Here is a 24483-nt window from a genome sequence, read left to right as displayed (position 1 = left end):
GCAGCGCCCCTTCTCGGGGGCGCAGGGTGACTACCGAATCGGCATCCCGGAAAGCGTCCGGGCGATCACCAGCCGCTGGATCTCACTCGTACCCTCGAAAATGGTGTAAATGGCCGCATCCCGATGCATCCGCTCCACCGGATACTCGCGGGTGTAGCCATTTCCACCCAGGATCTGGATCGCCTGACCGGTGACCTTCTTCGCCGTCTCACTGGCGAACAACTTGGACATCGACCCCTCGGCCGCGGTGAACGGCTTCCCGTTGATCGCCATCCACGAAGCGCGCCAGACCAGCAGACGCGCCGCATCGACCGACGTACGCATGTCGGCGAGCTGGAACGCGACACCCTGATTGTCGATGATCGGACGCCCGAACTGCTCACGCGTCATCGCATAGTCGAGGGCGACCTCGTACGCGGCGCGGGCCGTGCCCACCGCCATGGCCCCGACGGCCGGACGCGACGCCTCGAACGTGGCCATCGCGGCGTTCTTCACCCGCTCGCCGCCACCCGCCTTGGCGCGCTCCCGGGCGCGGGCCAGGCGCTCGTCCAGCTTCGCCTTGCCGCCGAGCAGGCAGGAACCGGGGATGCGAACGTTGTCGAGGACCACCTCGGCGGTGTGCGAGGCACGAATGCCGTGCTTCTTGAACTTCTGGCCCTGGGAGAGGCCCGGCGTGTTCGGCGGCACGATGAAGGAGGCGTGCCCCTTGGAGCCGAGATCCGGGTCGACGACCGCGACGACGACATGGACATTGGCGATGCCACCGTTGGTCGCCCAGGTCTTGGTGCCGTTGAGCACCCACTCGTCCTTGGCCTCGTCATAGACGGCACGCGTGCGCATCGAGGCGACGTCGGAGCCGGCGTCGGGCTCGGAGGAGCAGAACGCGGCGACCTTTACATCGTTCGCGTCGCCGTACATCTGGGGGATCCAGGTGCCGATCTGTTCCTCGGTGCCGTTGGCGAGGACGCCCACGGCGGCGAGACCGGTGCCGACGATCGACAGGGCGATGCCCGCGTCGCCCCAGAACAGCTCCTCCATGGCCATGGGTATGCCGAGACCGGTCGGGTCGAAGTACTGCTGTGCGTAGAAGTCCAGGGAGTAGATGCCGACCTTCGCGGCCTCCTGGATGACCGGCCAGGGAGTCTCCTCGCGCTCGTCCCACTCGGCGGCCGCGGGGCGGATCACATCGGCGGCGAACCCGTGGAGCCAGTCGCGGACCTCCCTCTGTTCGTCGTTGAGCTCCATGGTGAACTCGGCCATGTCCCCTCCAGCACTGCACTAAAGCGTTACTTGCGGTAACTGGAGTCTGTTACTGATCAGTAGTAAAAGTCAACTCCCACGTTCCGCTCGGCTGCCCGTTCGATACGCATGGGCCGATGAGTGTTACTTTGCGCAGGCGTCACCGAATCACCACGGGTGGGGAGAGATCATGGACACCACACAGCGGACCGATCAGCAGAGGTCCGCCGACCGCCGCCGGCGCGAGCTGCTGGAGGCCGCCGACAGAGTGGTGCTCCGCGACGGCCCCGGTGCCTCGATGAACGCCATCGCCGCCGAGGCGGGCATCACCAAGCCGATCCTGTACCGCCACTTCGGCGACAAGGGTGGACTTTACGCGGCCCTGGCCAAGCGGCACACCGACGCCCTCCTCGGAGCGCTGCGGGCCGCGCTGGACGCGCCCGCGGAGCGCCGGGAGCGGGTGGAGGCCACGCTCGACACGTATCTCGCGGCCATCGAGGCGCACCCTCAGGTCTACCGCTTCCTGATGCACCCCACGGAGGGCGCCTCGTCCGCCGATCAGGGCTTCGACCTGGGCAAGCACTCCGCGCCGCTGCTGCGCCGCATGGGCGAGGAGTTGGCCGAGGTCATCGAGGAACGGGTGGATCTCGGACCGGGCAGTCAGCAGCTGGCGCGGGTGTGGGGGCACGGGATCGTCGGCATGATGCATGCCGCCGGGGACTGGTGGCTCGGTGAGCAGCCCTGCTCCCGGGCCGAGTTGGTACGGAGTCTGGCCGACCTGCTGTGGGGCCGGCTGGCCGCGGCCGGCGATCGTGTCGGGGGTCCTGGGTTCTGAGGTCGGGTGTCGGCTGCGGGTTGCTCGTGGCTGGTCGCGCAGTTCCCCGCGCCCCTCACACCGGGGCGCTCAGGTCGGCGCCGCTCCAGGGGCGCGGGGGACTGCGCGCTCAGCCGAAAACAACCCGCAGCCGGCCCGCAATGCTCAGCGCCCCCAAGACGCCCGCGCCGCCCGCCTCATCACCCGGCGCCGGCGCCACCCACTCAGCCGGTCCACGTACAGACCACCCTCCAGGTGGTCGTACTCGTGCTGGAGGCACCGGGCGAACCACCCCGTGCCATGGACCAGCACCGGCCCCCCGTCCACCGTGAAACCCTCGACAACGGCGTGGTCATACCGCTCCGTCCCCGCTTCCAGGCCGGGCAGGGAGAGACAGCCCTCCGGCCCGCGCAGCACCACTCCGTCCGCCTCGACGAGACGGGGGTTCACCACGTGTCCCAGATGGCGGACGTCCTCGTCGTCCGGGCAGTCGTACACGAAGACCCGCGAGGCGACGCCGACCTGGTTCGCGGCGAGGCCGACGCCCTGGGCGGCGTACATCGTCGCGAACATGTCCTCGACGAGTAGGGCGAGTTCGGGACCGAAGTCCGTGACGTCTTCACACGGTGTGTGCAGAACGGGGTCGCCGAGCAGAGTCACCGGCCGGACGCGCCCTCGGGTGCCGGGGATGGAGCCGTGTCGCATGGCGGCAAGGGTACGGTCCTCATGGGCGCGCGAATGTCGCGCGGGCACCGTGGAGGTGCCGCGATTCGGGCACGTGAGTGGATCTCGATAGGCTGAGGCCCACACGGTGCCGGGGGCAGAGGCGCGGCGCGTACGCAAGGAGGATCGAGAAACGATGTCAGGCAACTCGGACCCGCTGACGCCGCGGGCCAAGCTGGCCGTGACGGCGGGCAAGGCGGCGGCGGCCGTCTCGCGGGCCGCCGGACGCGGCAGCGGATCGGTGATCGGTGGCCGGGTGGCACTCAAGCTCGACCCCGATCTGCTGGCCAGGCTCGCCACCCACCTGGACGTGATCCTGGTGTCGGCGACCAACGGCAAGACCACGACGACCCGGCTGATCGCGGAGGCGCTGCGCGCCGCGGGCCCGGTCGTGTCCAACGCGCTGGGCGCCAACATGCCGGCCGGTATCACCTCGGCTCTCGCCGGGGGTTCGGACGCGAAGTTCGCGGTCATCGAGGTCGACGAGAAGTACCTCGCGGGTGTCGCCCGCGACACCGACCCGAAGTGCATCGCGCTGCTCAACCTCTCCCGCGACCAGCTCGACCGGGCCGCCGAGACCCGGATGATGGCCGAGCACTGGCGCGAGGGCCTGGCCGGTTCCAAGGCCGTCGTGGTCGCCAACGCCGACGACCCGCTCGTCGTGTGGGCCGCTTCCTCCTCGCCGAACGTCATGTGGGTGGCGGCCGGTCAGATGTGGAAGGACGACGCCTGGTCCTGCCCGTCCTGCGGCGGTGTGATGCAGCGCCCCGGCGACGACTGGTTCTGCGGCGACTGCGGCTTCCGCCGTCCGACGCCGACCTGGGCGCTGTCCGGGGACCACGTGCTCGACCCGCACGGCTCCGCGTGGCCGATCCACCTCCAGCTGCCCGGCCGGGCCAACAAGGCGAACGCCGCCTCGTCGGCCGCCGTCGCCGCGGTCTTCGGAGTGCCCCCGCAGGTCGCCCTGGAGCGCATGTACCAGGTGCAGGCGGTCGCCGGACGCTACGACGTGGTGCAGTTCATGCAGCGCGACCTGCGTCTGCTGCTCGCCAAGAACCCCGCGGGCTGGCTCGAGACGTTCTCCCTGATCGACCCTCCGCCGACCCCGGTCATCCTGTCCGTGAACGCGCGGGGCGCCGACGGTACCGACACCTCCTGGCTGTGGGACGTCGACTACACCCGTCTGACCGGGCACCCCATCTTCGTGCTCGGCGACCGCAAGCTCGACCTCGCCGTGCGTCTCGAGGTCGCCAACCAGTCCTTCCAGGTCTGCGAGAACCTCGACCAGGCGGTGCAGCTCGCCCCGCCCGGTCGCATCGAGGTCATCGCGAACTACACCGCATTCCAGGATTTGAGGCGTCGTGTCGGCAACTGAGCAGCCACGGAGGACCAAGAGAATGAGTGACAACAGCCTGCGCCTGGTGTGGATCTACCCGGACCTGCTGAGCACCTACGGCGACCAGGGCAACGCCCTCGTCGTGGAGCGCCGGGCCCGCCAGCGCGGTCTCGACGTCGCCCGTCTCGACGTCCGCAGCGACCAGCCGATCCCGACCTCCGGCGACATCTATCTGATCGGCGGCGGCGAGGACCGGCCGCAGCGGCTCGCCGCGGAGCGTCTGCGCCGTGACGGCGGTCTGCACCGCGCGGTGGGCAACGGCGCGATCGTCTTCTCGGTCTGCGCCGGCTACCAGATCCTCGGCCACGAGTTCATCAACGACCTCGGGCAGCGCGAGCCCGGCCTCGGCCTGCTCGACGTGGTCTCGACGCGCGGCGAGGGCGAGCGCTGCGTCGGCGACGTACTCGGAGACATCGACCCGCGCCTGGGCCTGCCGCAGCTGACCGGCTTCGAGAACCACCAGGGCGTCACCCACCTCGGCCCCACGGCGCGTCCGTTCGCGCAGGTGCGGCTCGGCAAGGGCAACGGCACCGGCGACGGCACCGAGGGCGCGTACAACGACACGGTCTTCGGCACGTACATGCACGGGCCCGTGCTCGCCCGCAACCCGCAGATCGCGGACCTGCTGCTGAAGCTGGCACTCGACGTGAACGCGCTGCCACCGATCGACGACCGCTGGTACGAGGCGCTCCGGGGCGAGCGCATCTCCGCGGCACAGCAGCCCGCCTGAACGGTCGGCCAACAACGGACAAACGGTACGGATGTCCACAGGGCGCGCTCGAGGGATACCTCAAGCGCGCCCTAGGCGTTTCCGGCACGGTGTACCCAGGTCGGGCCCGCCTGACCGGGTGTCCGCTCACTTGTGCGGCCGCGTCCACCAGGCGGACGCCCGCTACGGCACCACCCCGTCCCGCCGGTAGGGTGACCGGGATTCCAGCCGGACAGCGTGGTCCGGTACCCGGCCCACATTGAGAAGGTATTTCGGGCTATGCGCATTGGTGTCCTCACGTCCGGCGGCGACTGCCCCGGCCTGAACGCCGTCATCCGGTCCGTCGTGCACCGCGCCGTCGTCGACCACGGCGACGAGGTCATCGGCTTCCGGGACGGCTGGAAGGGGCTTCTGGAGTGCGACTACCTGAAGCTCGACCTCGACGCGGTGAGCGGCATCCTGGCTCGCGGCGGCACGATCCTCGGCTCCTCCCGGGTCCAGCCCGCGCAGCTGCGTGACGGCGTGGAGCGGGCCAAGGGCCATGTCGAGGAGCTCGGCCTCGACGCGATCATCCCGATCGGCGGCGAGGGCACGCTGAAGGCGGCCCGGCTGCTCTCGGACAACGGCCTGCCGATCGTCGGCGTGCCGAAGACCATCGACAACGACATCGCCGTCACGGACGTGACCTTCGGCTTCGACACGGCCGTCGGCGTCGCGACCGAGGCCCTGGACCGGCTGAAGACGACGGCCGAGTCCCACCAGCGGGTGCTGATCGTGGAGGTCATGGGCCGCCACACCGGCTGGATCGCCCTGCACTCCGGCATGGCCGCGGGCGCGCACGCCATCGTCGTCCCCGAACGCCCCTTCGACATCGAGGAGTTGGCCGCGCGGGTCGGCGAGCGCTTCGAGGCAGGCAAGCGGTTCGCGATCGTCGTCGCCGCGGAGGGGGCGAAGCCTCGCCCGGGCACCATGGAGTTCGACGAGGGCGGCAAGGACGTCTACGGGCACGAGCGCTTCGCCGGCATCGCCCGGCAGCTCTCCCTGGAGCTGGAGGAGCGCCTCGGCAAGGAGGCCCGGCCGGTGATCCTCGGGCACGTCCAGCGCGGGGGGACGCCGACGGCGTACGACCGCGTGCTCGCCACGCGGTTCGGCTGGCATGCGGTGGAGGCCGCGCATCGCGGCGACTTCGGGAAGATGACCGCGCTGCGGGGGACGGACATCGTCATGGTGTCGCTCGCGGAGGCGGTGGAGAGCCTGAAGACGGTTCCTGAGGAGCGGTACGCCGAGGCGGAGTGCGTGCTCTGAGGGTTCGTTCTCGGCTGCGGGAGCGTCGTGGCGTGTCGCGCCCACGCGGCGGAGCCGCATAGTGACACAGCCCCGCGCCGCTGACGGGGCGCTGCGCTGACCCCGGTCACCGTTGGGGCAGGGGTCAGTCCTACTCTGGTTCGGACAGACAGCGCACAACGTACGAATCAGGAGCCGGCGGATGGATCACAGCGGGCACGGCATGACCATGGATCTGCCGCCGTTCACGCTGGGGCGGGGGCTCGAGTGGTCCGCGGACCCGTTCTTCCTCGTCGCCTGCCTGGTGGGACTCGGCCTGTACGGCTGGGGGGTCGTGCGGCTCGCGCGGCGCGGTGACAAGTGGTCGGTCGGGCGGACCATCGCCTTCGTGCTCGGCGTGCTGACCGTGATGCTCATGATGTGCACCAAGCTGAACGACTACGGCATGGTCATGTTCAGCGTGCACATGGTGCAGCACATGGTGATCAGCATGCTCTCGCCGATCCTGATCCTGCTCGGAGCGCCGATCACACTGGCGCTGCGCGCCCTGCCGGTGGCCGCCACGCGAGGCAACAAGGGTCCGCGTGAACTGCTGCTGATGTTCCTGCACAGCCGCTACATGCGGATCATCACGCATCCTGCGTTCACGATCCCGCTGTTCATCGCGAGCCTGTACGCGCTGTACTTCTCCCCCATCTTCGACTTCCTGATGGGCTCCAAGACCGGGCACATCGCGATGATGTGCCACTTCCTCGCCGTCGGCCTGGTCTTCTTCTGGCCGATCATGGGCGTCGACCCCGGACCGCACCGGCCGGGCTATCTGATGCGGATGCTGGAGCTGTTCGCGGGCATGCCGTTCCACGCGTTCTTCGGTATCGCGCTGATGATGGCGTCCGCGCCGATGGTGGAGACGTACAAGAACCCGCCCGCCTCGCTCGGCATCGACGCGCTCTCCGACCAGAGCGCCGCGGGCGGCATCGCCTGGGCGTTCAGCGAGATCCCCTCCGTCCTCGTGTTGATCGCGCTGCTCTTCCAGTGGTACGCCTCCGAGAAGCGGCAGGCCCGCCGCACGGACCGGGCCGCCGACCGCGACGGCGACAAGGAACTCGAGGCGTACAACGCCTATCTGGCCTCACTCAACGCACGCGGCCGCTGAATTAACTTTGCAATTCACCTTGCGTGCAGGGCTTTTCGGTTCAGTAGCATGGGGGGACAACGGGGGAAACCGCAGGGGGAGCGGTCATGTCAATTCGTGCGTCCATGCAGAGGGCGGGGATTTCCGCCGCCCGAAGGCTCGCTCTACTGCTGGTTTCGGTACTGATAGTCAGCGGGTGCAGCAAATCCGATCAGTTGTTCGTAGTGCGGGCCGTGGCGGCGGGGGTTTCCTCGGTCTCCCCCTTCTTCAAGGAGGACCGACAGCTCGGCACGGACATCCATCTGCCCGAGGCCCGGCCCAGCGGTGGTGTGCAGGCCAGTAACAGCCCCGGGCTGTACGGCGGGGCCCCTGACGGCAGCGGCGGAAGCGGCTCACCGGCGCCCGACCCCGGTACCGCACCCGGCACAGGCACAGGCACAGGCACCGACACCGACACCGGCGTGTGGGGCGGCACCACGAAACCCGGCACCTGCGCCGTGGCGAAGTTGAAGAAATTCCTCACCGACCCCAAGAACTCGGCGAAGGCCCAGGAATGGGCGCGGGTCCTGCATATAAGCACCGATCAGATCCCGAGTTATATCGATCAACTCACACCCGTCGTACTGCGTCACGACACTCTCGTGACGAATCACGACTACAAGAACGGCAAGGCGGTTTCGTACGCCGCACTGCTGCAGGCCGGAATCGCCATTCTGGTCGACCAACAGGGACTGCCCGCGGTGAAGTGCTCCTGCGGCAATCCGCTGCTCCCCTTCGAGGGAAAGGCCTCGAAGACCGCCGTGCGGTTCAAGGACGGCAACAAGCAGTGGGCCGACTACCGGCAGGACCGCGTCGTGCTCGTCGAGCCGCCGCCCGGAGCGCAGGAGATCCGCAAGCTCCAGCTCGTCGACGTGCACAACCCCGACCGGGGGATCGCCCGCCCGGTGGGCAGCGACGGCAGCCAGGACAAGTCCTTCGACACCCAGCAGAAGCACGCCGTGCCACCGGTCACCGGCATGACCTTCGCCGAGGCGACCCGGCGGCTGACCGACGCGGGGCTGGGCATGTCGTACTCCGGTGACACCCTGCCGGCCGACGACGCCCAGGTGACGGCGTCCCGGCCGACCGAGGGCAGCCAGGTCGCCTGGGGCACGTCGGTCGTCCTGTCGGCGCCGTCCGACAGCCCGCCCGAGAGCGGCGGTGGTCCGACCACGCCGTCGGATTCCGGCACGAGCACGGGCGGCACGAACGGAACGGGCTCGGGCGGCACGAACGGAACGGGCTCGGATCCCGGGACGACCCCGCCCACCCCGTCCGGGGGATCGTCCGGCCCCTCGTCCGGCGGCGCGTCCGCCAGCGCGTCGGCGGGCAGTGCCTCGCCGTCCGACAGCGGCACCGGATCGGGTGTCCCCACGGACACGGGCACCTCCTCCCCCACGAAGCCCGCCACGCCCACGGACACCCCCACGGACACGAGCGGCGGAACGGGCGGCGGAACGACGTCCTCCCCGTCACACACCGCTCCGACCGGCTCACCTGCGAGCAGTGCCCCGATCACCCCCACGGCCACTGCCCCGACCGTGCCGACGACCGAACCGACCTCGCACCGACCGACCTCGACCAGGCCCACCGTCAGCAGCGCGCCACCGCCGAGTGAGCCCGTGTCGAGCACACCGCCCGCCCCGGTCGACCCGGGTACGAGCGACTCCGCGCCCGGTGGGCCCACCGAGAGCGCGGCCTGACCCGCGTACGACAACGCAGAACCCGGGGGCAACCGGATGACAGCAGGATCAGCGCAGTCGGGAGTGGGTCGGATCATCGACGGCCGGTATCTGCTACTGAAGCAGGTCGGCTCCGGCGGGATGGGCCACGTCTGGCTCGCCCACGACCAGCGGCTCGACTGTGACGTGGCGCTCAAGGAGATCAGGTTCCGCGATGTCCGGGAAGGGAGTGAGGAGCACGAGTCGCGCATCGCGCGCGCCCGCGCCGAGGCCCGGCACGCGGCGGTGCTGCGCGGCCACCCGCACGTGGTGACGGTCCACGACGTCCTGGAGCACGACGGCCTGCCGTGGATCGTGATGGAGTACGTGGCGGGCGCCGAGGACCTGCGGGCGTGGCTCGCCCGGCGCGGCCCGCTGGCCCCCGACGAGTGCGCCCGGGTCGGCCTCGCGGTGCTGGACGCGCTGACCGCCGGGCACGAGCGCGGCATCATGCACCGGGACGTCAAACCGGCCAACATCCTGCTCGCCCCGGACCGCGCGGGTACCCCCGGCGCGCGCATCCTCCTCACCGACTACGGCGTCTCGGTCCAGCCGGACTCCCCCGAGACCCGCTGGACCCGTACCTCCGTCCTCGTCGGCACGGCCGGCTATCTGGCACCGGAACGGGCGCAGGGCGGGCAGCCGACCGCGGCGTCCGACCTGTTCTCGCTGGGCTGCACTCTGTACTTCGGTGTGGAGGGCCACGGCCCCTTCGACCGCGACAGCCACCTCGGGGTGCTCGCCGCGGTGGTCTCGGAGGAGGCGCCGCCGTCCCCTCGGGCCGGTGCGCTGGGGCCGATCATCGACGCGCTGCTGGTCAAGGACCCCGGCCTGCGGATCTCCGCGGAGCGGACGGCGGCGGCCCTGGCCCGGATCATCCTGCCCGAGCCCCATCCGCCGACCCAGGTCGACACCGGCTCGCAGCCCGCGTGGGCGGGGCTCGTCACCTCCGACGGGCCCGGCGGTCCGGCGCCACCGGGCCGGACCCCGGGCGGCCCGTACAGGGACCACGAGTACGCGCCGCCCGCACACGACCAGAGCCCGTCCCCCGCCCGGGACCAGGGACTGGCCCGGGACCAGGGGCTGTCCCAGGATCAGGGGCCGGCCCAGGACCAGGGTTTCGCGGCGCCGGGTTCGTACGTCCCCACGGCCCAGGCCTCTCCCGCGCCGGCGCACCACGCGGCGTACACACCCGTGGCACAGGCGGCCGGCACCCGTGCCGGTGCCCCGACCGCGTACGCGCCGAGCCCGGGCCAGGGCTTCGGTCCGCCGACCCCGCACCCCCCGCGGTCCGGTGCCGGTTTCGGTCCGCCCAGTTACCCGGGCCCTGCCGCACCCGCCCCGGAGCCCGGCGGGGGGCGCCGCAAGCGGACGGTGCTCCTGCAGGTGACCGCGGCACTGCTCCTCGCGCTGTCGCTGACGGCGGGAGTGATCTGGGGTATGGCCCGGTACGGCGGAACGCGGACGCCCATGGCCCCGTACGGCGCCCAGGTCGGACTCTCCGCACCGCTCAAGAAGGGCGACTGCGTACTGAGCGACCCGTCCCCCGCACCGTCCTCGGGCACCCCGCGTCTGCAACTGGATCCGAGCTGCGGAGCGCTGCGCCCCGACGGGCAGGTGATGGAGCTGTACAAGGCCCGCTCCTTCGAGGAGGCCGGCAGCGACGGACCGGACCAGTGCGCGGAGCGGACGAAGGCGACCGCCGACAAACTCGCCTGGCATGTCCAGAGCCTGGCCGTGGTGCCCACCCGCGAGGGCTTCGACGCCACCGGCGGCAACGTCGCATGCCTGCTGGTCGGGAGGCACGGTCCGGTGTACGGCAGGCTCGGCGGCCTCCGCCCGTACGGGATGGCATTCGAGGACGCGACCCAGATGCAGCAGGACGACTGCCTCGGCCATGCCCGCGGGGACGCGAGCGAATACACCCACTACGAGCTCGTCTCCTGCGACCAGGACCATGCGGGCCTGGTCTTCCGGATCACGCACCTCACCACCCTCACACCCGGCAAGAAGCCCGATGCTGAGGCGGACGCGCAATGCGCGGCCGACGCCCCGCCACAGCAACGCGGCTATCCCGCCGACACCTATGTGAGTCATGGCCTGCGCAGCACAGGACTGTGGAGGAAGGGGTACTACCTGGTGGTCTGCAGCATCGAGCGTCTGGACAAGGCCCTCATGCACGGAGGCGAGTAGCACACCCGGCCCTGGCGAACCACGCCCGTTCGGGTGAAAATGGGCGCAGGCCACGGCCCGCGTCGCGGACCCCGCCGGGAGAAGGGTGTACTGCGATGCCCGGTTCGACGAAGGCGATGGGGGTGCTCACCGTCGGCGGACTCGTCATGGTGACGGCCTACACGGTGGCGCTCGGCAGCAACGGCTGGCTGTGGTTCGGCTGGGTGGTGCTCGGTCTGCTCACGGTCGGCATGGTCGCCTCGCGCAACGCCTGACCGCGCGCTGGTCACTGTCACTGCCTGGGCAGCGGTCCCGCCGAGTGCACCCCCGGCTGGTACTTGGGCAGCCGGGCGGTGATCTTCATGCCCGCTCCCACCGCGGTCTCGATGACGAGGCCGTACTCGTCCCCGTACACCTGGCGGAGCCGGTCGTCGACGTTGGACAGTCCGATGCCGCCCGACGGGCTCACCTCCCCGGCGAGGATGCGGCGCAGCCGGTCGGGGTCCATTCCGGTGCCGTTGTCCTCGATCACGACCAGCGCCTCGGCGCCCGCGTCCTGGGCGGTGATGCTGATGTGGCTCTTGTTCGACTTGTCCGCCTTGCCCTCCAGTCCGTGTTTGACGGCGTTCTCCACGAGGGGCTGGAGACAGAGGAAGGGCAGCGCGACCGGCAGCACCTCGGGGGCGATCTGCAGGGTGACCGAGAGGCGGTCGCCGAAGCGGGCTCTGACCAGTGCCAAGTAGTGGTCGATGGCGTGCAGTTCGTCGGCGAGGGTGGTGAAGTCGCCGTGTCTGCGGAACGAGTAGCGCGTGAAGTCGGCGAATTCCAGGAGCAGTTCGCGGGCACGCTCGGGGTCGGTGCGGACGAACGAGGCGATCACCGCGAGCGAGTTGAAGATGAAGTGCGGGGAGATCTGGGCGCGCAGGGCCTTGATCTCGGCCTCGATGAGACGGGTGCGGGACTGGTCGAGGTCGGCGAGTTCCAGTTGCACGGAGACCCAGCGGGCGACCTCACCCGCGGCCCGGACGAGGACGGCGGACTCGCGGGGCGCGCAGGCGACGAGCGCTCCGTGGACGCGGTCGTCGACGGTGAGCGGTGCGACGACGGCCCAGCGCAGGGAGCAGTCGGGCTCGTCGCACTTCAGCCGGAAGGCCTCGCCGCGGCCGGTCTCCAGTGGGCTGCCGAGCCGTTCCATGATCTCGGTGCGGTGGTGCTCCCCCAGGCCGTCCCAGGCGAGGACGGTGTCCTGGTCGGTGAGGCACAGGGCGTCCGTGCCGAGCAGGGTGCGCAGTCGTCGGGCGGACTTGCGGGCGGTCTCGCCGGTGAGGCCCGCGCGCAGTGGGGGCGCGGCCAGCGAGGCGGTGTGCAGGGTCTCGAAGGTGGCGTGTTCGACGGGGGTGCCGAGGCCGCCGAGGTTCTCGGGCCGCGCGGTACGCCTGCCGAGCCAGAACCCGGCGGCGAGCAGCGGGAGCACGGCGACGCAGAGGCCCGCCAGGAATCCGCTCATGCCGTCATCGCCCCGCTCGATGATTCGCTCATGCCTTGGCCTCCCCGCGTGCGTCGGCGTCCGCGCGCCTGTCTCCTCCGGCCAGTTCTTCCGGCAGGTGGAACCGGGCCAGGATCGCCGCCGTCCCGGCCGGCACCCGTCCGGCCGTGGCCAGCGACACCAGGATCATGGTGAGGAACCCGAGCGGCACCGACCAGAGCGCGGGCCAGGCGAGCAGTGCGTGCAGCGCGCCCGAGCCCGGATAGCCCGCCATGGTCGCGGCGACGGCGACGAAGGCGCCGCCGCCGCCGACGAGCATTCCGGCGCCCGCGCCCGGCGGGGTCAGCCGCCGCCACCAGATGCCGAGGACGAGCAGCGGGCAGAAGGAGGACGCGGACACGGCGAAGGCGAGTCCGACGGCGTCGGCGACGGGCAGTCCGCCGACGATCACGCTCGCCGCGAGGGGTACCACCATGGCGAGTACGGTGCCCAGCCGGAAGTGGCGTACGCCGCGCGAGGGCAGCACGTCCTGGGTGAGCACCCCGGCCACCGCCATGGTCAGTCCGGACGCGGTCGACAGGAACGCCGCGAAGGCCCCGCCCGCCACCAGCGCGCCCAGGAGATCCGCGCCGAGCCCGCCGATCACGCGGTCGGGCAGCAGCAGGACGGCGGCGTCGGCGTTCCCGGTGAGGCTCAGTTCGGGGGCGTACAGGCGGCCGAGTGCCCCGTAGACGGGCGGCAGCAGGTAGAACGCGCCGATCAGGCCGAGGACGGCGACCGTGGTGCGGCGGGCCGCGACGCCGTGCGGGCTGGTGTAGAAGCGGACGACGACGTGCGGGAGTCCCATCGTGCCGAGGAAGGTGGCGAGGATCAGTCCGTACGTGGCGTACAGCGGGCGTTCCTCGCGGCCCGCAGCGAGCGAGGTCGACATGCCGCCGTTGCTGCCCCGGTCGGCGGCCGGGACGGGGTCGCCCTTGGCGAAGGTCAGCCGGGTGCCGCGCTCGATGTGGTGGACGCCCGCGGGGAGTCGCAGCCGCTCGCCGTCGTAGCGGTGGCCGTCGACCTTGCCGGTGGCCGTGACGCCGAGCGGGGCCGAGAGCCTCAGGTCGAGACCGGCGTCGATGCGGACGACGCGCTGCTCGCGGAAGGTCGCGGGTTCGGTGAAGGCCTGGCGCGGGGCGCCGTCGGCCTGCCAGGCGAGGACCAGGAAGAGTGCGGGGACCAGCAGGGCGGTGAGCTTGAGCCAGTACTGGAAGGCCTGCACGAAGGTGATGCTGCGCATGCCTCCGGCGGCGACGGTGGCGACCACGACGACCGCGACGAGCACCCCGCCGAACCAGTCGGGCGCATCGGTCAGGACGGCCAACGTCAGCCCGGCACCCTGCAGTTGGGGCATCAGATACAGCCAGCCGACCCCGACCACGAAGGCACCGGCGAGGCGTCGCACGGCCGGTGAGCCGAGGCGTGCCTCCGCGAAGTCGGGCAGGGTGTACGCGCCGGAGCGGCGCAGCGGGGCCGCGACGAACAGGAGCAGCACGAGATAACCGGCCGTGTAGCCGACGGGGTACCAGAGCATGTCGGGGCCCTGGACGAGGACGAGGCCCGCGATGCCGAGGAAGGAGGCGGCGGAGAGGTACTCGCCGCTGATCGCGGCCGCGTTGAGCCGGGGGCCCACGGTGCGTGAGGCGACGTAGAAGTCGGAGGTGGTCCGGGAGATGCGCAAGCCGAACGCGCCGACCAGGACGGTCGCCACGACGACGAGGGCGACGGCGGGGACGGCGTAGTTCTGATTCACGGCTCGGCGGTCCTCGTTCTCGGCTCAGCGGTCCTCGACCAGGCGCACGAAGTCCTTCTCGTTGCGCTCCACGCGCCGCACGTACCAGCGGGCGAGCAGGACCAGGGGTGGGTAGACGCAGAAGCCGAGCACGGCCCACTCCGGGCTCGCGCCGTCCGGCATCGCGGCGAAGACCAGGGGCAGTGGCCCGACCAGCAGGACCAGGACGGCGAACACCACCAGTGCGGTGCGGAGTTGACTGCGCATCAGGGAGCGGACGTAGGTGTGGCCGAGCGTGGTCTGTTCGTCGATCTCGGTCCTGGGCCGGTAGTAACCGGAGGTGCGGCGGGTGCGCCGGGTGCGCCGGGGCACCCCGGTGACGACCACCCGGCGTTCGGTCGGGTCCTGCGGCACGCCGCTTCCCCCTCTCAGCTCGTGGTCCGGCGCATCAGCAGATCGCGCAGTTCGCGGGCGTGCCGACGGCTGACCTGGAGTTCGACGGAGTCGACGAGGACGCTCACGGTGCCCGCGTCCAGGCGGAGTTCGCCGATGTGGCGCAGGGCGACGAGATGGCGCCGGTGGATGCGGACGAAGCCGCGTGAGCGCCAGCGTTCCTCCAGGGTGGAGAGCGGGATGCGGACGAGATGGCTGCCCTGGGCGGTGTGCAGACGTGCGTAGTCGCCGTGTGCTTCGACATGGGTGATGTCCTCGACGGCCACGAAGCGGGTGACGCCGCCGAGTTCGACGGATATGTGGTCCGGGTCGGGCTCGTGGACGGGTATCCGCGGTGCGGTGTCCTGGAGTTGGGCGGCCCGCCGGACGGCTTCGGCCAGCCGCTCCCGCCGTACCGGCTTGAGGACGTAGTCGACGGCCTTGAGGTCGAAGGCCTGGACGGCGAAGCCCTCGTGGGCGGTGACGAACACGACGAGCGGCGGTGAGGCGAAGCCGGTGAGCAGCCGGGCGAGGTCGAGCCCGTCGAGTCCGGGCATGTGGATGTCGAGGAAGACGACGTCGATGGCTTCGGGCCCGCCGGGTCCGGATTCCAGGGCCCGGTTGATCCGGCGCAGCGCCTCGGTCGCGTCGCTCGCGCCCTCGGCGCTGGAGATCCGGGGATCGGCGTTCAGGAGGTAGAGGAGTTCCTCGAGGGACGGTTGTTCGTCGTCGACGGCGAGCGCGCGCAGCATGAGAGTGGAGTGTAGGAGCGATCGGCATGCCTGGACATGTGCGGGACGTGGACGTCGTCGCTGGACATGCGGACGTTGTCGCTGGTTGCGTGGGCGTTCTCGCTGGATACAGTGCCGCCATGAACAGCAAGCCCGCGATGTTCGACGAACTCGACCGCAAGATCATCACGGCCCTGATGGCCAATGCCCGGACGAGCTTCGCCGAGATCGGCACGGCGATCGGACTGTCGGCCACCGCGGTCAAGCGCCGTGTCGACCGGCTGCGCGAGACCGGTGTGATCACCGGGTTCACGGCCACGGTGAAGCCGACGGCGCTCGGCTGGCGCACGGAGGCGTACGTCGAGGTGTACTGCGAAGGCGCGGCGCCGCCCCGGCGGCTCGCGGAGGTGGTCCGCAACCATCCGGAGATCACCGCGGCCATGACGGTGACGGGCGGCGCGGACGCGCTGCTCCACGTACGGGCCACGGATGTGGACCACTTCGAGGAGGTGCTGGAGCGGATCCGCACCGAGCCCTTCATCCGGAAGACGATCAGCTACATGGTGCTGTCGCATCTGCTGCCGGAGGCCCCGGAGGCGGGCGCCACCCACGCGGCCCCACAGGATGCGCAGGACGCATCAAACCTGCGTTGACCTGAGTGATTACGCAGCGATGCTGCGCACATACGCAGCTCTTGTCGCTTGTCCCCCGTATCCCCCGTTTCCTACCTTGGAGGCACCCCCCGTCGACACCGCAGGAAGCGGAGGAACCTCTCTGTGCCCGACAGCCGTGTGCCGCGCCCTCGGCGCTTTCTCGTCTGCGAACCCAGACACTTCGCCGTGCAGTACGCGATCAATCCCTGGATGCATACCGACGCCCACGTGGACGTCGATCTGGCCCGTGACCAGTGGGCGGCGCTGATCGGCGCCTACCGGGCCCATGGCCACACCGTGGACACCGTGGAGCCCGTGGCGGAACTCCCGGACATGGTGTTCGCGGCGAACTCCGCGCTCGTCCTGGCGGGCCGGGTCTTCGGCTCGTACTTCCACGCGCCGCAGCGCCGCCCCGAGTCCACGGCGTACGAGACCTGGTTCAAGGCGGCCGGTTTCGACGTCTACCGTCCCGAATCCGTCTGCGAGGGCGAGGGCGACCTCGTCCCGGTGGGCCGGTACGTACTGGCCGGCACCGGATTCCGAACGACCCCCGAGGCGCACCGCGAGGTGCAGGAGTTCTTCGGCGTCCCGGTGGTCAGCCTCCAACTGGTGGACCCGCGCTTCTACCATCTGGACACGGCACTCTTCGTCCTGGACGACGGGCCCGAGGCGAACATCGCGTACTACCCGGAGGCGTTCTCGCCCGGCAGTCGCGAGGTCCTGACCCGGCTCTTCCCGGACGCGGTGCTCGCGACCCGTGAGGACGCGTTCACCTTCGGCCTGAACTCCGTCTCCGACGGCCGCCACGTGTTCATCGCGCCGCGCGCCGAGGCCCTCGCCGACCGGCTGGCCCGCCACGGCTACGTCCCCGTCCCCGTCGACCTCTCCGAGTTCCACAAGGCCGGCGGTGGCATCAAGTGCTGCACCCAGGAGATCCGCTCATGACCGCTCCCGCCCGTACGCTCGCGTCCTCCGCCGCCGGTCCGCGCTCCTCCGCCGACCTGATCCGCGCCGAGGAGCCCGTCCTCGCGCACAACTACCACCCGCTTCCCGTGGTCGTCGCCCACGCGGAGGGCACCTGGGTCGAGGACGTCGAGGGCCGCCGCTACCTCGACATGCTGGCGGGCTACTCGGCCCTCAACTTCGGCCACCGCAACCCGGTGCTGATCGACGCGGCCCACCGTCAGCTGGACCGGCTGACGCTCACCTCGCGCGCCTTCCACAACGACCGGCTGGCCGAGTTCGCCGAGTCGCTGGCCGAGTTGACCGGCCTGGACATGGTCCTGCCGATGAACACGGGCGCGGAGGCGGTGGAGAGCGCCATCAAGGTGGCCCGCAAGTGGGCGTACGAGGTGAAGAACGTCGCACCGGACCGGGCGACGATCGTGGTGGCCGCGGACAACTTCCACGGCCGTACGACGACGATCGTGAGTTTCTCGACGGACGAGACGGCCCGCGCCGGCTTCGGCCCCTTCACCCCGGGCTTCCGCGTCGTCCCGTACAACGACCTCGCCGCGCTGGAGGCGGCCGTCGACGAGACCACCGCGGCTGTGCTGATCGAGCCCATCCAGGGCGAGGCGGGCGTCGTCATCCCGGACGACGGCTACCTGACCGGTGTCCGGGAGCTGACCCGGCGCGCCGGCTGTCTGTTCATCGCAGACGAGATCCAGTCCGGCCTGGGCCGCACCGGCACCACGCTCGCCGTGGAACATGAGGACGTCGTCCCCGACCTGCTCCTCCTCGGCAAGGCACTCGGCGGTGGCATCGTGCCGGTGTCGGCGGTGGTCGGCCGCCGGGACGTGCTCGGGGTGCTGCGGCCCGGTGAGCACGGCTCGACCTTCGGCGGCAATCCGCTGGCCGCCGCGGTCGGCTCCGCGGTCGTAGGACTCCTGGAGACCGGTGAATACCAGAGCAGGGCGGCGGAGTTGGGCGTGGTCCTGCGGGACGGTCTGACGGCGCTCGTGGGCCGGGGCGTGGAAGGCTTCCGCTCTCGCGGGCTGTGGGCGGGCGTCGACATCGACCCGGCCATCGGCACCGGGCGCGAGATCAGCGAGGGCCTGATGCGTGAGGGAGTTCTGGTCAAGGACACCCACGGATCGACGATCCGGCTGGCCCCGCCGTTGACCATCACCGGTGAGGAACTCCACTCCGCCCTGGGCGCCTTGGAGAAGGTGCTGTCACAGGGGGTCTGACACCGGCCCCGGACGCCGGCGGCGGCAGCCGACGCGATGGGCACGCCGTGCCCCCGCCGAGATGCCGCCGCCGTTGACCGACTGCGCCGAACGGGCGGCGCGGCCGGGCCGGTGCCGAGGTCACCGTCGACGAGCGGAGCAACGATCCCTTGAGGAAACCCCTCACTCGGCGGTGAGCTCCGCGAGTTGCTCGGCCGCTGTCGTGTTGCCCTGGCCGGCGAGGCGTCGCAGCTCGTCCAGGGTGTCGAGTTCGGTGGCGAGTTCGATCAGCTGGTCGGTGGCCGTGGCGTTGCCGCGGTCCGAAAGGCGGCGCAGTTCTTGGAGATCGCCTTGCTCTGCGGCGAGTTGGATGAGTTCGTCGGTCGCGGTGGGGTTGCCCGCGTCCGCGAGGCGGCGCAGTTCGTTCAGGTCGCCGAGTTCGGTGGCGAGTTCGATCAGCTCGTCGGCCGCGGAGGCGTCGCCGTGCTCGGCGCGTTCCCGCAAGGCGGACAGGTCGGGCTGGGTCATGACGGGCAGCCTCTCCATGGTTTCGCTCCGGGGCCGGCCGGCCCCGGACCTGGTGCGGCTACGCGCCGGGGCTGGGCAGCTTTCCCGAGGCGCGCAGCGTGTCGCGGTGCGCGTGCCACTCGTCCACCAGCCTGGGCAGGCGTTCGGCCAGGAACTCGGCCAGCGCGACCATCTCTTCGAGTGGCGCACGCCGCTCCGGTGGATCATCGGCGAGCAGCGCCAGCCCCTCCCTGAACAGCGCCGCATGCTCCTGGTGGACGGCGGCGTCGAAGTTCTGCGGCTGCCGACTGGCCGGATCCAGGCTCACCCGGTCCATACGCTCACCGGCGGCACGCGAGCGCCGCGCCGTCCCGTAGCTCTCAAGCAGCTTCACCGCACCGGTGATGGCACTCCGGCTCGCCAGCAGCGCCTGGCTCAGCTCGTCGATCGTCTGATGAGGCGGATCACAGACGAGCAGGTACCCCAACAGGCGCCCGGCCATCGGCGGAAACCCGTACTGGCGGGCATAGAACCGCCCGACGTGGTCGGCGAAGATCAACTGGCTGTCACTCGGCACACCGCCGAACCTAACACCAATGACGGAGATGACACATATGTGTGTCATCTCCGTCGATGGGTGACGGGCGACGGGTGACGGGCGACGGCAAAGAGCGGGCTCCTCAGTCGAGGATCGCGGTCGCTTCGACCTCCACCAGATGGTCGGGGACGTCCAGTGCCGCCACGCCGATCAGCGTGCCCGGCGCCATCGGGGTGATCCCCAGCTTCGCGGAGGCCCGCGCGACTCCCTCCAGGACCAGGGGCATCTTGTCGGGGCTCCAGTCGACGACGTAGATGGTCAGCTTCGCCACGTCGTCGAAGGAGGCGTCGGCCTCGGCCAGTGCGGTACCGACGTTGAGGTAGCTCCGCTCGACCTGAGCGGCGAGGTCACCTTCGCCGACCGTGACCCCCTCGGCGTCCCAGGCGACCTGCCCGGCGATGAAGACGAGCTTCGACCCGGTCGCGATCGCCACCTGCCGGTACACCGGGATCTTCGGCAATCCGTCGGGGTTCACCAGGGTGATGGCCATGCTGCCTGCCTCCTTGCCATGAGCGCCCATGGGCTCGCATCCACCGAGCCAAGAGGCCCTCGCTCTCTTGTGGTTACTCGGGAACTGTAGGAGAGTGGCCGCTGACCTGGAAGAACGCACTTTTCAGTGACTGGGGAACCTTATGGTGACCAAGCAGTTCAGAGGCCTGCCCGAGGATGCGGACCTGAGGCGCGCGGACTCTTTGGCGCGGGAGATCTTCTCCGACGTCGCGAACAAGTGGGCGTTCCTGATCATCGAGACTCTCGGGGAACGCACCCTGCGCTTCACCGAGCTGCGCAACGAGATCGAGGGCATCAGCCACAAGATGCTCACCCAGAACCTGCGCATGCTGGAACGCAACGGCCTGATCGAGCGCCGCGTGCACCCCACCGTGCCGCCGCGGGTCGAATACACCCTCACCGCATCGGGCCAGGGCCTTCGCGCCACGGTCGATGCCATGTGCGGCTGGACCCACCGGTACCTCGGCGACATCGAGGCCGCCCGCCGCCGCTTCGACACCTGACGGCTGGAGCACTCACACGCTCGCGTCCCCGCCGGACGCCTTCCCGTTGCCCTCAAGGCGACGGGTCGACCACCGGGTACGGGACGAACGTGCTGTCGTTCTCGTCGATTCTCAATCGCCGGCCGAGCGGGGGTACGGCACGCTGGGGGCAGTCGGTGCGTTCGCAGCTGCGGCAGCCCATGCCGATGGGGGTAGCGGCGGCGGCATTGCCGAGGTCGAGTCCGTCGGCGTAGACGAGGCGTGCGGCGTGGCGGATCTCGCAGCCCAGGCCGATGGCATAGGTCTTGCCGGGTTCGCCCCAGCCTCCGCGGTGGCGGGTCAGGGCATGTGCCGTCCACAAGTAGCGCTGGCCGTCGGGCATTTCGGCGATCTGGACGTGGATACGGCCGGGGGCCGCGAACGCCCCGTAGACGTTCCACAGGGGGCAGGTGCCGCCGGCCCGGGAGAAGTGGAAGTCGGTCGCGGACTGCCGTTTGGACAGGTTGCCGGCCCGGTCGGCCCGGACGAAGGAGAAGGGAACTCCGCGCAGCCGCGGGCGCTGGAGGGTGCTCAGACGGTGGCAGACGGTCTCGTAGCCGAGGCCGTAGCGGTCGGTGAGGCGTTCGATGTCGTACCGCACCTCCTCCGCCGCCGCGTGGAAGGTGCGGTAGGGCAGGATCAGCGCGGCGGCGAAGTAGTTGGCGATGCCGATCCGGGCCAGCGCATGCGACGGTGAACCGGCGGGAAAGTCGGCGGCGGCCTGCTGGTCGAGTTCGTCGCCGTACTCGAGCAGGGCGAGCTGAGTCGCCGGACGGAACGCCCGCTGCCCCGGTCGCAGACGGCCCGACAGAGGGAGAGTGCGGGACGCCGTGTCGTAGTGATGCAGTCGATCGCGGGACTCCGCGGCCGTCCGCACGCCGTGCCCGTCGACGAGCCGCTCGGTGAGAGCCCGCACGACCTCGCCGGGCCGGATGCCGACGCCCGCCGCTCCCAGCCCTACCCCGAACGGACCGCAGCCCAGCGCGCCCACCTGCGGCTGCCCCTGCTTCCGACCACCACCATCGGCTCCTTCCCGCAGACCTCCGAACTGCGCACCGCGCGGGCGGACCTGCGCGCGGGCCGGATCGACAGCGCCGGGTACGAGGAACGCATCAGGGCCGAGATCGGCGAGGTGATCTCCTTCCAGGAGAAGACCGGCCTCGACGTCCTTGTGCACGGCGAGGCCGAACGCAATGACATGGTCCAGTACTTCGCCGAACAGCTCACCGGCTACCTCGCCACGCGGCACGGCTGGGTCCAGTCCTACGGCACCCGCTACGTACGCCCGCCGATCCTGGCCGGCGACATCTCCCGCCCGGACGCGATGACGGTGCGCTGGACGACGTACGCCCAGTCCCTCACGACCAAGCCGGTCAAGGGCATGCTCACCGGCCCGGTCACCATGCTCGCCTGGTCCTTCGTCCGCGACGACCAGCCCCTCGCCGACACCGCCCGACAGGTCGCCCTCGCCCTGCGCGAGGAGGTGAACGACCTTGAGGCGGCCGGGACTTCGGTCATCGTCCAGGCCATCGACGACCTCGACGCCGACGTCATCAGCCTCGAGGCCGCCCGCTCCCACATGCAGGTCGCCCGTGAACTCGCGGGCCACGGCTACCCGCGCGAGGCCGGACCCGGCGTGTACGACATCCACTCCCCACGCGTACCCGGCGCGGACGAGGCGGCGGCCCTGCTGCGCAAGGGACTTGAGGCCATTCCCGCGGAACGACTGTGGGTCAACCCCGACTGCGGCCTGAAGACCCGCGCCTGGCCCGAGACCGCGCCTCGCTGGAGAACCTGGTCACCGCGGCCCGGACGGTCCGCGCGGAGCTGTCCGCGTCCTGAGCCCGTACGACGGGCCGGGAGAGCGCGCCCACCGCCTTCCCGGCCCACCGGCGACCCACCACACCACAAGCCCCGCGCCCCCGTGGAGGCCGGTGACTCACGGGCGCCAGTACAGCGCGGGGTCGGGGTGGTTGGTGAAGCCGAGTTCGCGGTACAGCGGTTCACCCTCGGCGGAGGCGTACAGGTCCACTCGGGCGACCTCACGTTCCCCGAGCCAGTCGAGCAGGCCCCGCATGATCGAGCGGCTGTGACCGCGGCGCCGGTACGACGGGTCGGTGACCACGCCGATCACGTGCCCGATCCGGCCGTTGCGCAGATGCGGGCCGGGCAGCCGCTGCTCGATGGTGGCGATCCCACAGGCGGCCAGGCCACGGTCGCCGTCGCTGTCACCGTCACCGTCACCGTCACCGTCCACCACGAGGATGCGCACGGCATCCGCGGTCAGCTGTTCCTTCAGCACCACGGCCAGGGCGTCCAGCCAGTCCTCGTCCGCCGACGCGGGGCTGAAGAAGTGACCACCGAGGTTCTCGAACAGCAGGGCCCGCAGACGTACGAGCTCCACCAGGTCGTACTCCACCGCCTGCCGCACGGCCGGCCCGTTTCCTTTGCGTTGTCCCATGCCGACCAGACTGATGTAATGGTCTTATGCACCTCAACCCTTACGGCGAGGATGCCGTGAACCTGGCCGCCGATCTGGCCAACCGACGCCCGGCCGGCACCGAGGAGCTCGCGGAGCGCTGCCGCGCCGCCGGGCTGGTGCTGGAGAACCCGGCCACTCCCCAGGACCTCGTCCGCGCCCAGGACGCACTGGAGGCGTGGGAGGAGGTCGTCGATGCCACCGACGAACAGGAACGCGCCGAACTCCTCAACCGGATGCTGGCGGCGGCCGCAGCCCACCCGCGGATGACCAACCACGCCGGCAGCGGCTGGCACCTGCACTTCCGCGACGACCGGCAGACACTCGGCGCCGTACTGTTCTCGCTCATCGCCGTGGGTACCGCACTGCACCTGACCGGACGAGGCATGCACCGCCTCCGACGCTGCGCCGTGAGCGAGTGCAACACGATCTTCGCCGACACCTCCCGCACCGGACGGCAGCGGTACTGCTCCCCACGCTGCGCCAACCGCGACGCGGTACGCCGCCACCGGGCACGCGGCGTTTGACGAGCGTCACGAGCCGCCCCTATCCCCCACGTGGCCAGTAGAGCATCCTCAGGGATGACGTCCGGAAGAACGCGGCCCCAGAGCCGATTCCGTAGAGTTGGAGAGACACCGTGTTTTACTACGTGCTCAAATACGTGCTTCTGGGTCCATTGTTGAGGCTGGTGTTCCGGCCTCGGATCGAGGGCCTTGAGCACATACCGGCGTCGGGTCCCGCCATCGTGGCCGGCAACCATCTCTCGTTCTCGGACCACTTCCTGATGCCCGCGATCCTGAAGCGGCGGATCACCTTCCTGGCGAAGGCCGAGTACTTCACGGGACCCGGTATCAAGGGACGGCTGACGGCCGCCTTCTTCCGCAGCGCCGGGCAGATCCCGGTGGACCGCTCCGGCAAGGACGCGGGCCAGGCCGCGATCCGCGAGGGACTGGGCGTGCTGCGCAAGGACGAACTGCTCGGCATCTACCCGGAGGGGACGCGTTCGCACGACGGGCGCCTCTACAAGGGCAAGGTCGGCGTCGCGGTCATGGCGCTGAAGGCCGGGGTTCCGGTCATCCCCTGCGCCATGATCGGCACCTTCGAAGCGCAGCCGCCGGGCCAGAAGATCCCGAGCCTCCACCCCGTGGTGATCCGCTTCGGCAAGCCCCTCGACTTCTCCCGCTACGCCGGGATGGAGAACGAGAAGGCCATCCTGCGCGCCGTCACCGACGAGATCATGTACGCCATCCTCACCCTCTCCGAGCAGGAGTACGTCGACCGGTACGCGGCCGTCGTCAAAGCGGAGGAGGCGGCCGAGGTCGCGGCCCAGGCCCGCAAGTTCCCTCGGATACCGTTGAGTTGAGAGGGGCACGGCAGGCAAAAGGGGCG

The 24483-nt window shown here is 70.5% G+C and carries 25 protein-coding genes and 1 pseudogene; 15 read left to right on the top strand and 11 right to left on the bottom strand.

The window, feature by feature from the left end; genetic code table 11:
* Positions 1-30 precede the first annotated feature (30 nt).
* A complete protein-coding gene (locus ACIRA5_RS01435) occupies positions 31-1260 on the bottom strand; it encodes an acyl-CoA dehydrogenase family protein (protein WP_403686143.1) in 1230 nt (409 codons plus the stop codon).
* A 169-nt stretch (positions 1261-1429) separates the two neighbouring features.
* Here ACIRA5_RS01435 and ACIRA5_RS01430 point away from each other — a divergent pair, with 169 nt between their 5' ends.
* A complete protein-coding gene (locus ACIRA5_RS01430; protein WP_054228952.1) occupies positions 1430-2074 on the top strand; it encodes a TetR family transcriptional regulator in 645 nt (214 codons plus the stop codon).
* Positions 2075-2218: 144 nt separating this feature from the next.
* Here ACIRA5_RS01430 and def read toward each other — a convergent pair whose 3' ends face one another.
* Positions 2219-2758 carry a peptide deformylase gene (gene def / locus ACIRA5_RS01425; protein ID WP_403686141.1) on the bottom strand — a complete coding sequence of 180 codons (540 nt, stop codon included), beginning with the start codon at positions 2756-2758 and terminating at the stop codon, positions 2219-2221.
* 154 nt (positions 2759-2912) lie between these two features.
* Here def and ACIRA5_RS01420 point away from each other — a divergent pair, with 154 nt between their 5' ends.
* From ACIRA5_RS01420 to ACIRA5_RS01390, 7 genes are all read left to right on the top strand, one after another.
* Positions 2913-4151: a MurT ligase domain-containing protein gene (locus ACIRA5_RS01420; RefSeq protein ID WP_054228954.1), complete on the top strand. Its 1239-nt coding sequence runs from the start codon at positions 2913-2915 to the stop codon at positions 4149-4151.
* A gap of 22 nt (positions 4152-4173) precedes the next feature.
* Positions 4174-4902, top strand: a complete 729-nt coding sequence (locus tag ACIRA5_RS01415) for a glutamine amidotransferase (RefSeq protein WP_352046723.1) — start codon at positions 4174-4176, stop codon at positions 4900-4902.
* A gap of 258 nt (positions 4903-5160) precedes the next feature.
* On the top strand, positions 5161-6186 hold the full coding sequence (locus ACIRA5_RS01410; RefSeq protein ID WP_054228956.1) for a 6-phosphofructokinase: 1026 nt from the start codon (positions 5161-5163) through the stop codon (positions 6184-6186).
* 181 nt (positions 6187-6367) lie between these two features.
* Complete coding sequence (locus ACIRA5_RS01405; protein ID WP_403686140.1) at positions 6368-7321, top strand: cytochrome c oxidase assembly protein; 954 nt, start codon at positions 6368-6370, stop codon at positions 7319-7321.
* Between the two features lie 212 nt (positions 7322-7533).
* Positions 7534-9042 carry a DUF6777 domain-containing protein gene (locus ACIRA5_RS01400; RefSeq protein ID WP_403686138.1) on the top strand — a complete coding sequence of 503 codons (1509 nt, stop codon included), beginning with the start codon at positions 7534-7536 and terminating at the stop codon, positions 9040-9042.
* 36 nt (positions 9043-9078) lie between these two features.
* On the top strand, positions 9079-11253 hold the full coding sequence (locus tag ACIRA5_RS01395; protein ID WP_403686136.1) for a serine/threonine-protein kinase: 2175 nt from the start codon (positions 9079-9081) through the stop codon (positions 11251-11253).
* Between the two features lie 95 nt (positions 11254-11348).
* Complete coding sequence (locus ACIRA5_RS01390) at positions 11349-11507, top strand: hypothetical protein (RefSeq protein WP_352046719.1); 159 nt, start codon at positions 11349-11351, stop codon at positions 11505-11507.
* A gap of 17 nt (positions 11508-11524) precedes the next feature.
* On the opposite strand, the gene ACIRA5_RS01385 is transcribed toward ACIRA5_RS01390, so the two are convergent.
* The 4 genes from ACIRA5_RS01385 to ACIRA5_RS01370 are packed head-to-tail and all read right to left on the bottom strand — an operon-like array spanning position 11525 to position 15676.
* A complete protein-coding gene (locus ACIRA5_RS01385) occupies positions 11525-12739 on the bottom strand; it encodes a sensor histidine kinase (protein WP_403686135.1) in 1215 nt (404 codons plus the stop codon).
* A gap of 28 nt (positions 12740-12767) precedes the next feature.
* On the bottom strand, positions 12768-14513 hold the full coding sequence (locus ACIRA5_RS01380; RefSeq protein ID WP_403686134.1) for a cation acetate symporter: 1746 nt from the start codon (positions 14511-14513) through the stop codon (positions 12768-12770).
* Positions 14514-14537: 24 nt separating this feature from the next.
* The gene (locus tag ACIRA5_RS01375) at positions 14538-14906 is read right to left on the bottom strand and encodes a hypothetical protein (RefSeq protein WP_403686133.1); all 369 of its coding nucleotides are present in this window, start codon (positions 14904-14906) and stop codon (positions 14538-14540) included.
* Positions 14907-14920: 14 nt separating this feature from the next.
* Positions 14921-15676 (bottom strand): LytTR family DNA-binding domain-containing protein, encoded by a 756-nt coding sequence (locus tag ACIRA5_RS01370; RefSeq protein ID WP_075025347.1) that lies wholly within the window; start codon positions 15674-15676, stop codon positions 14921-14923.
* 119 nt (positions 15677-15795) lie between these two features.
* Here ACIRA5_RS01370 and ACIRA5_RS01365 point away from each other — a divergent pair, with 119 nt between their 5' ends.
* The 3 genes from ACIRA5_RS01365 to rocD all read left to right on the top strand — a co-directional run bounded on the left by ACIRA5_RS01365 (position 15796) and on the right by rocD (position 18500).
* Positions 15796-16308: an Lrp/AsnC family transcriptional regulator gene (locus tag ACIRA5_RS01365; RefSeq protein WP_266580697.1), complete on the top strand. Its 513-nt coding sequence runs from the start codon at positions 15796-15798 to the stop codon at positions 16306-16308.
* Positions 16309-16431: 123 nt separating this feature from the next.
* Positions 16432-17253 carry a dimethylargininase gene (gene ddaH / locus ACIRA5_RS01360; RefSeq protein WP_403686132.1) on the top strand — a complete coding sequence of 274 codons (822 nt, stop codon included), beginning with the start codon at positions 16432-16434 and terminating at the stop codon, positions 17251-17253.
* Positions 17250-18500, top strand: coding sequence for an ornithine--oxo-acid transaminase (gene rocD, locus ACIRA5_RS01355; RefSeq protein WP_403686130.1), 1251 nt, complete (start codon positions 17250-17252; stop codon positions 18498-18500). The genes ddaH and rocD overlap by 4 nt, the downstream gene beginning before the upstream one ends.
* A 162-nt stretch (positions 18501-18662) precedes the next feature.
* On the opposite strand, the gene ACIRA5_RS01350 is transcribed toward rocD, so the two are convergent.
* From ACIRA5_RS01350 to ACIRA5_RS01340, 3 genes are all read right to left on the bottom strand, one after another.
* Positions 18663-19007: a hypothetical protein gene (locus ACIRA5_RS01350; RefSeq protein WP_403686129.1), complete on the bottom strand. Its 345-nt coding sequence runs from the start codon at positions 19005-19007 to the stop codon at positions 18663-18665.
* 58 nt (positions 19008-19065) lie between these two features.
* Positions 19066-19563, bottom strand: coding sequence for a GbsR/MarR family transcriptional regulator (locus ACIRA5_RS01345; RefSeq protein WP_403686128.1), 498 nt, complete (start codon positions 19561-19563; stop codon positions 19066-19068).
* Between the two features lie 103 nt (positions 19564-19666).
* Positions 19667-20074 (bottom strand): RidA family protein, encoded by a 408-nt coding sequence (locus ACIRA5_RS01340; RefSeq protein ID WP_403686127.1) that lies wholly within the window; start codon positions 20072-20074, stop codon positions 19667-19669.
* 142 nt (positions 20075-20216) lie between these two features.
* Here ACIRA5_RS01340 and ACIRA5_RS01335 point away from each other — a divergent pair, with 142 nt between their 5' ends.
* Entirely contained in the window at positions 20217-20597 is a 381-nt protein-coding gene (locus ACIRA5_RS01335; protein WP_403686126.1) for a winged helix-turn-helix transcriptional regulator, read from the top strand.
* 52 nt (positions 20598-20649) lie between these two features.
* Here the strand turns inward: ACIRA5_RS01335 and ACIRA5_RS01330 are convergent, their stop codons facing one another.
* A complete protein-coding gene (locus ACIRA5_RS01330; protein ID WP_403687183.1) occupies positions 20650-21492 on the bottom strand; it encodes a short-chain fatty acyl-CoA regulator family protein in 843 nt (280 codons plus the stop codon).
* Here ACIRA5_RS01330 and ACIRA5_RS01325 point away from each other — a divergent pair.
* A pseudogene (locus ACIRA5_RS01325) lies at positions 21467-22457 on the top strand (5-methyltetrahydropteroyltriglutamate--homocysteine S-methyltransferase); the annotation flags it as partial. The gene ACIRA5_RS01330 and the pseudogene ACIRA5_RS01325 sit on opposite strands and share 26 nt — an antisense overlap.
* Before the next feature lie 97 nt (positions 22458-22554).
* Here ACIRA5_RS01325 and ACIRA5_RS01320 read toward each other — a convergent pair.
* A complete protein-coding gene (locus ACIRA5_RS01320; protein WP_403686124.1) occupies positions 22555-23076 on the bottom strand; it encodes a GNAT family N-acetyltransferase in 522 nt (173 codons plus the stop codon).
* A gap of 26 nt (positions 23077-23102) precedes the next feature.
* Here ACIRA5_RS01320 and ACIRA5_RS01315 point away from each other — a divergent pair, with 26 nt between their 5' ends.
* On the top strand, positions 23103-23621 hold the full coding sequence (locus ACIRA5_RS01315) for a CGNR zinc finger domain-containing protein (protein ID WP_403686122.1): 519 nt from the start codon (positions 23103-23105) through the stop codon (positions 23619-23621).
* Positions 23622-23731: 110 nt separating this feature from the next.
* Positions 23732-24457 carry a lysophospholipid acyltransferase family protein gene (locus ACIRA5_RS01310; RefSeq protein WP_352046705.1) on the top strand — a complete coding sequence of 242 codons (726 nt, stop codon included), beginning with the start codon at positions 23732-23734 and terminating at the stop codon, positions 24455-24457.
* Positions 24458-24483 lie beyond the last annotated feature (26 nt).

The sequence above is a fragment of the Streptomyces sp. NPDC096311 genome, assembly GCF_044763085.1.
Taxonomy (GTDB): Bacteria; Actinomycetota; Actinomycetes; order Streptomycetales; family Streptomycetaceae; genus Streptomyces.
Note: the sequence above shows the minus strand (reverse complement) of the source record. Positions and strands in the feature narration are given on the sequence as shown.